Origin of the sequence: Prosthecobacter sp., from assembly GCF_044373815.1 — a bacterium.
GTDB lineage: Bacteria > Verrucomicrobiota > Verrucomicrobiia > Verrucomicrobiales > Verrucomicrobiaceae > Prosthecobacter.
In genome coordinates this window covers 1-7,239 of record NZ_JBIPNG010000341.1, presented here as the reverse complement: position 1 = coordinate 7,239, position 7,239 = coordinate 1, and the positions used below count along the sequence as shown (strand labels likewise).

General features: G+C 58.1%; 4 protein-coding genes and 1 pseudogene. 3 read left to right on the top strand and 2 right to left on the bottom strand.

The annotated features are described in order from the left end of the window. Positions 1-153 precede the first annotated feature (153 nt). Positions 154-2,259, bottom strand: a complete 2,106-nt coding sequence (locus tag ACIREA_RS22505; protein ID WP_397384598.1) for a TonB-dependent receptor — start codon at positions 2,257-2,259, stop codon at positions 154-156. A 103-nt stretch (positions 2,260-2,362) separates the two neighbouring features. Between ACIREA_RS22505 and ACIREA_RS22500 the strand changes: the two genes are divergently transcribed. From ACIREA_RS22500 to ACIREA_RS22490, 3 genes are all read left to right on the top strand, one after another. Further along, on the top strand, positions 2,363-3,004 hold the full coding sequence (locus ACIREA_RS22500) for a response regulator (protein ID WP_397384597.1): 642 nt from the start codon (positions 2,363-2,365) through the stop codon (positions 3,002-3,004). 127 nt (positions 3,005-3,131) lie between these two features. Continuing rightward, the gene (locus ACIREA_RS22495; RefSeq protein ID WP_397384596.1) at positions 3,132-5,414 is read left to right on the top strand and encodes a bifunctional SulP family inorganic anion transporter/carbonic anhydrase; all 2,283 of its coding nucleotides are present in this window, start codon (positions 3,132-3,134) and stop codon (positions 5,412-5,414) included. 17 nt (positions 5,415-5,431) lie between these two features. Further along, on the top strand, positions 5,432-6,742 hold the full coding sequence (locus ACIREA_RS22490; protein ID WP_397384595.1) for a sensor histidine kinase: 1,311 nt from the start codon (positions 5,432-5,434) through the stop codon (positions 6,740-6,742). A gap of 52 nt (positions 6,743-6,794) precedes the next feature. Here ACIREA_RS22490 and ACIREA_RS22485 read toward each other — a convergent pair. Beyond that, positions 6,795-7,239 (bottom strand): annotated as a pseudogene (locus tag ACIREA_RS22485) (SulP family inorganic anion transporter); the annotation flags it as partial.

The window sequence follows — 7,239 nt, the reverse complement described above, 5'->3', positions numbered from 1 at the left end:
CTGGCCACCTGCGCGGTGAGTGTGGCAGAAGTGCTAAGGAGAAGGGCGAGCAGTCGCGGCAGAGACATGGGGGCACAAGGTCGTATGCTCTGGAAGCTTTGACAACAGGGCAGGGCTGTTTCTTTGCCGACTGGGCACCGTGAAAACCTCCGCCTAGAAGCGGTAGGTCACCGAGAGGCGAAACATGCGCGGTTCGATGGGGTGTACGTGCACGCCATCGACCGGGGTGGCATCACTTTTAAGCTGGGAGGCATAGTAATAAGCCACGTCGTAGTCACTGCGGTTGAGCAGGTTCAGGCAGTCCATGGCGATCTCCCAATTGTTCTTGCGATAGCCGAGGCGGGCATTGACCTGCAATGACTCACGCGTTTTGACGTCCACCACTGAATCCAAGGGCCGTGGTGCGAAGTAACGAGCACGCAACGAGCCGAAGAAGCCCTGCGCACCGCCGAGAGTGATGCCGCCGTTAAACGTGTAGGGAATGGAGTTGGGGATCTTTTGGTTGGGCGGATCGGTGTTGACCAAGTGCGCGTCGGTCAACGTTGCCTCGATGTCGACCATGACCCAATCCTCGGGACGCCAGTAGCTGGAAAGTTCGATGCCCTTGCGCATTGAGGCTGCTCCGGGCTCGGTGGTGCCGGCATCACCCGTGTAGATCAGCTCCGAATCGCTGTGCAGCATCCAAAAGGAGAGTGTGTTGACCAGCTTGGGAATGGACTCGTTGCGAATGCCGATTTCGGCGCCGTAGGTGCGCACCAGTGGATTGACCCGATCAGCCGGGAGGCCCGTGTTAGGATCGGTGGTGATGTTCACGCCGCGTGCGTCATTGCTGTGGAAGCCCATGCCGGCGTTTACGTAGAACTCAGTCTTGGCCCAGGGGCCGAACACCATGCTGAGCTTTGGACTGACGATGCCCTTGGTCAGCGACCCGGCATTCTCCGGAAGGTTGCTCTTTTCCACGTTGAATTGAAACACGTCGCCGCGCAGACCGGGGATGATGCGCAGCCAGCGCACGGGCTTGAGCTCAGCCTCCGCGTACAGGCCGTAGGTGGACTGGGTGATGTCATCCTGCCGCACGGTGTTCCAGCGCTGACGTTGAGAGGTGTTGTAGAGACCGAGGCCGGTGATGATGTCGGTGCGCAGCTGCATGCCGAGTGTGAAACGCTGCTCCTGGCCCATGGCATCGAAGTGCCAGTCACGCGCGAGTTCGCCGCCGAGAAACCAGCGATGGTCCTTTTGTTCGAACTGGTCACCCAGGGTGTCGCCACGCGCGAAGCTGTCCAAGTAGAAGGTGAAATTGGAAAACAGATCGAGGTCGTAAAAGCCCGCATAGGCATTGGCACGCGTGGTGGTGCGGCCTTCATTGCGGACCCAGTCGAACGACAGGCTGTAGCGCTGTGAATTGCCACCGTCGGTGGGGTCGAGGTTTCCATAACGACTTATCAGACCGCTGTCGACGGCGCGCTGCGGCACCTGATCGGTGGACTTCCATTTGCCGTGATAGCCCATGAAGGTCAGATTGATCTTGTCCTTGGCGTCCTCCCAGTGCCAGCGCAGGAAACCGTTCAAGCGGGTGGCATCTGAATGCATATCCCAGGGGCCGTTGTAGAACTGATGCTCCAAGGCCACGGTGAGCTGCCCGGCACCGGCCTGGATCGTATCTGCGACCAGTGTGCGCGAATAATCATATTCGCCCCAGGTGGTGGAGACGATGCCCTGGGGCAGGGCGTCCAGCAGCTTGAAACGCGCCGCCCCGGTGGAGCTGAGATCACCATGCTGCGCGTAGTAGGTGCCCTTCCAGTATTCGAGCTGACCGACCAGTTCCGGGATGATGAAGTTCGTGTCTGCATAGCCCTGGCCGTGCGCGTGGTTGCGCAGGTTCACCGGCATGCCATCAACGTAGATGGCAAAGTCGGTGCCGTGATCGAGGTTCGTGCCGCGCAGGTAGTACTGGTTCGCCTTGCCATCACCGCTGTGCTGGGTGGCGATGAAGCCCGGGATGCTTTCCAACAACTCGCCACGACGTGAAAAGGGCCGTGCCAGCAGTTCCTTGGTGCTGGTCTGGCCTTTCGAGGCGGAGGTGGCGATGCCAATGAGGCTCTCGGCCTTGCCCTCAATGACGATTTCGGGCATTTCGAGCGTCAGCTCTTCAGCCAGCGAGCCACCTCCATCGGGAGCCTTGACCGTGGACTGGGCTTGGCTCAGCATCGGCATCAAGGCGATGATGAGGCTGATTCTGGATAGGCGGAAGGCTGACATTGGAGGAGGTGTGGCGCAGGATTGGACGACTGCTTGTGGTGGGTTCCCACAAAATGACCGCAGATTTTGCTCTTTGCCGCTCGTTAGCTATTCTGATATCCTCATGTCTGCCAAATTAACCCGCATACTTCTTGCCGATGACCACGCCGTGGTCCGCAACGGCTTTCGCATGATCCTCGCTGCGCAGTGGGACATGGAGGTCGTGGGAGAGGCCGCCAACGGACGGGAGGCGGTGGAAAAGGCCATCAATCTCCAGCCGGATGTGGTGGTGCTGGACGTGACGATGCCCGAGCTCAACGGCATCGAGGCGGCGCGGCAGATCACCAAGGCAGTGCCGAAGGCGCGCATCCTGGCGCTCTCCATGCAGAAAGACTCTGTCTATGTGCGTGAAATGCTGCGCGCAGGAGCCAATGGCTATTTGTTGAAGGACAGCAACGAAAGCGATCTTCTTTCGGCTGTCAGAGCCGTCGCCAACGGCAAAGGATTTCTTAGCCCGGAGGTCAGCGACGCGGTGCTGGACGACTATCGCAAGCATGTCACCAACCCGATCGACCTGCTCTCACCACGGGAACGGGAGGTGCTGCAGATGATCTCGGAGAGCAAGACCAACAAGGAAATCGCCTCGGTGCTGAACCTGAGCGTGTACACTGTGGAGGCTCATCGCGGCCGGATTATGGAAAAGCTCAACCTTCACTCCATCGGCGAACTGGTGCGTTTCTCCATTCGCAACGGTTTGATCGACTAAAGATTTAAGCGGGTTGGCTAAAGGATTGAGCAGGTGATGAAAATCTAAGGCCGTTTTGTTCTTGGCTTCGTTTGAAGGGCAGGTTCAGATAAAGTATCCCACCTTTTTGTCACCCTATTCACTCTGCATGCCTGCCACTTCCCCGACCTCATCTGCAACCTTTTTCAAAGATCTCTCGGCTGGCCTCGTCGTCTTTCTTGTGGCTCTACCGCTCTGTCTGGGGGTGGCGCTGGCATCCAATGCGCCGCTCTTTTCGGGTGTCGTGGCAGGGATCATCGGCGGCATTTTGGTCGGAGTTCTCAGCGGTTCTCAAACGAGCGTCAGCGGACCTGCCGCAGGTTTGACCGCCATTGTGGCGGCGCAGATCACCAAGCTGGGGGCTTTTGATGTGTTCCTGCTGGCGGTGATGTTTGCGGGTGTGCTGCAGATCATCCTCGGGGTCTGTCGTGCGGGTTTCATTGCTGCGTTTTTCCCTTCGAGTGTGATCAAGGGCCTGCTGGCCGCCATTGGTGTTATCCTCATCCTCAAACAAATTCCCCACGTCATCGGGCACGACCCCGACCCGGAAGGTGACATGGGTTTCGAGCAGCCCGACCATGAGAACACGTTCACCGAAATTTGGTCCGCTTTGTTTGACATCCAGCCCGGTGCCGCGCTGGTCGGTGTGCTTTCCATCTTGCTGATGGTTTTTTGGGACAAGATCAAGCCTTTGAAAAACAGCGTGGTGCCCGCCCCGCTGATGGTCGTTCTGCTGGGGGTGGGGGTCAGCATGCTGCTAAAGCAGTATGGCAGCGCCGCATGGGTTATCGAAGCCTCGCACCTGGTTCAGGTTCCGGTGGCGAAAGACCTCAGCGCGTTTGTCGGCTTCCTGGTGTTTCCAAATTTTTCCGCTCTGGCCAATCCGGCGGTGTACGGCGCGGCCATCACCATCGCCATCGTCGCCAGCCTGGAGACGCTGCTCAACCTTGAGGCGGTGGACAAGATTGATCCGCAGCAGCGCAGCAGTCCTCCCAACCGGGAGCTCATCGCGCAGGGGATTGGCAACGTTACCGCAGGTCTGATCGGCGGGCTGCCCATGACGAGCGTGATTGTACGCAGCAGTGTGAACATCAATGCCGGCGGCAAAACCAAGCTCTCCGCTGTTTTTCATGGCTTCCTGCTGCTGGGCTGCGTTCTGCTGGTGCCCGGCTTGCTGAACCAGATCCCGCTTGCCGCGCTTGGAGCCATTCTGCTCATGACCGGGCTCAAGCTCGCCAGTCCCAGCCTGGTCAAACAGATGTGGAGTGAAGGAAAGAACCAGTTTCTACCCTTCATCATCACTGTCGTTGCCATCGTTCTGACAGATCTGTTGATTGGCATCGTCATTGGTCTTGCAGTCAGCATAGGATTCATTTTGCACAGCAACATGCGCCGTCCTCTGCGCAAGTTCATGGAGCAGCACATCACGGGCGACGTCCTGCGCATTGAACTGGCCAATCAGGTGAGTTTTTTAAGCCGTGGCACGCTCGAGGAAACCCTGCGCAGTGTTCCAAAGGGCGGCCATGTTCTCCTCGATGCGCGCAGCACGGACTACATTGACGCGGATATTCTGGACCTGATCCACGATTTCCAGCACAAGACGGCGAAGGCACGCGGCATCCAGCTCAGTCTGGCGGGATTCAAAGACAAATATCCCCAGATCATAGACCGCATTCAGTTTTTGAATTACAGCAGCCGCGAAGTGCAGAACAGCCTGACGCCGGAACGGGTGCTGGAAATCTTCAAGGAAGGAAACGAGCGGTTCCGCGAAGGCAGGCACCTCACACGTGACATCGGCCGTTTGGTGGATGTGACTTCCGCCGGTCAGTTCCCCATGGCGGTGGTGCTCAGCTGCATTGATTCGCGCACGCCGGCAGAACTCGTTTTTGACCTGAGTCTGGGGGATGTTTTCAGTGTTCGGATCGCGGGCAACATCGCGCGCGACAAGGTGCTCGGAAGCATGGAGTACAGCTGCGCCGTGGCGGGTGCGAAGATGATTCTGGTCATGGGGCACACCTCCTGTGGTGCGGTCAATGCCGCCGTGGATCTCATTTGCAGCAATCAAACCGCCGCCGAAGCCACGGGCTGTGTGAATCTCGATTCGCTCGTCATCGAGATTCAACAGTCAGTCGATCTCAAGACCTGCAAGCGCGATAGCGCCTGGCTGCCCGGAGAGAAAGAGGCCTACTCCAACGAAGTCTCACGCCGGAACGTGCTGCGCACCATGCGCATGATCACGGAGCGCAGCAGCACACTCGCGCGTATGATTGATGCGGGTGAACTGGTGCTCGTCGGAGCTTTGTATGATATTCAGACCGGCATGGTTTCCTTTTTTCAGATTCAGGGTTCCTCTAGGTCACCGCTGTCCATACCCATGGTTGAAGGGGTTTGAGTTTTTTTCCTGTCGTCATGTCGTTCACCTTCCTGCGCATCACCGAACGCTACGTGCTGCGCGTTCTCGCACTCGGTTTCCTGCTGGTGATGGTGCTGCTTGGCACTGCGGGCCTCATTGCCGTGCGCCAGAGCCAGGGCATCCGGCACGGTGTGGAGCAGATGGCGCGGGACCAGTTCCTCATCGCCCGTCTTCGGCAGGATGTCCAGTCGGAGGAAAACACCATGACCGGGGTGCTGCATCAGTTCGCCCAGTTTGAACTCAAGCGCGCCGATCTGGCCAAGCTCTTGCAGGAGCTGGATGAAAGCGACCGCCAGATTTCTCGATTGGGGCCGGAGGTGCGATCTCTGGCGGATGCGGAGTTGTGGGCGGATCTGGACAGAGGCGTCAAAGCCTTCACCCAGGAATCACATCGGCTGCTGGAAAGTAATGAGCCGGTGCAGCGGGACAAGTTGGAGACCCTGTTCCTGCATCACGGACAGGTCGTCGAACTGGTCAACAAACTCATCAAAAGTAGTTCAGAGCATCTCACCAAGACCGAACACCAGTTGGAGCAGCAGTCGCAGGCTCTCAGTGATGATTCCACCTTGCTGCTGGGGTCCAGCACCGTCCTGGCCGCGATATGCGCTATCCTGACCATTGCCTTTGCCCGCAAGAGCATCCAGCGCATTCGCTGGCAGTCCGAGGAGCTGAGCCGCGTGTCCTGGCACATGTTGCAGACTCAGGAACAGGCCGCACGACGCTTCTCCCATGAACTGCACGATGAGCTGGGCCAGTCGCTGGCCGCCGTGCGCTCCAATCTGACCAAGGGCTCCACCCAGGATCTTCCTTCACTGCGCGCCGATTGCCTGCATCTGGTGGATGAATCCATCGCCAACGTCCGCGAACTCTCGCATCTGCTGCGGCCCGTCATTCTGGATGATTTTGGCCTGGATGCCGGACTGCGCTGGCTGGCGGAAAAGTTCGGCCAGCGCACGCGCCTGAAAGTGGATTACGATTCTGACTTCACGGGGCGGCTTGCAGATGAAACGGAAACTCATCTTTTCCGCATCGCCCAGGAGGCTTTCACCAACATCGCCCGGCATTCCGAAGCCACGGAGGTGAAGGTCCGCCTGGCGCATCGGGATCAAAAAATTCTTCTCACCATCGAGGACAACGGCAAGGGCCTGCCCAATCAAACTGGAGAAATCATTTACAGTCCCAGCCTCGGCATGGTGGGCATGCGTGCAAGGGCACGGCAGTCTGGCGGCGAGCTGACAGCCAGCAGCGTGATGCCTCAGGGACTACGAATCGAGGTAGTGATTCCGCTCCAGGCGCCCACTGTCTGACCTGGAGAGCGGGACCGGCTCGCTCTTTTGCTCTGCCACCCAAGAATCTTATTCAAACGGTCTGACGGCGGTACCGTGCCGCCTGCGGATGGGGGGAAACAGGAACGTGGTCTTCAAGCCCAGCGATGATGAGTTCGCGATTTTCAATCTTCCAGTCCTGCACCATTTCCTCGAGTTTCTTGATGACCGTATGATCGACCAGATCGGTGCCTGAGAGATCGACTTTCACCCTGGCATGGTCACTGAGTGAGAAAAGATGGTTGCGGAGGCCAAGCCAGTTGCTGAAAATGGCTGTTTTTTTCACGTGCATGATGGGGTGTTCCCCATCTTTCATGATCTCGGCATGTGGAATGAAGAGGTTGCCAAAGGGCGTGCCGCTGATGACATGCTGCACAAGTTTGACGACGATGCCCGCTGCAATGCCAATGAGTAGATCGGTGGCGAGGGTTCCAATCAAAGTAACGACGAAAACGATCAGCTGACCTTTGCCCACCTCC

Bases quoted from the DNA above. Each gene is read 5' to 3' on its own strand.
- ACIREA_RS22505 (WP_397384598.1), bottom strand. From the start codon at position 2,259: ATGTCAGCCTTCCGCCTATCCAGAATCAGCCTCATCATCGCCTTGATG.
- ACIREA_RS22500 (WP_397384597.1), top strand. From the start codon at position 2,363: ATGTCTGCCAAATTAACCCGCATACTTCTTGCCGATGACCACGCCGTG.
- ACIREA_RS22495 (WP_397384596.1), top strand. From the start codon at position 3,132: ATGCCTGCCACTTCCCCGACCTCATCTGCAACCTTTTTCAAAGATCTC.
- ACIREA_RS22490 (WP_397384595.1), top strand. From the start codon at position 5,432: ATGTCGTTCACCTTCCTGCGCATCACCGAACGCTACGTGCTGCGCGTT.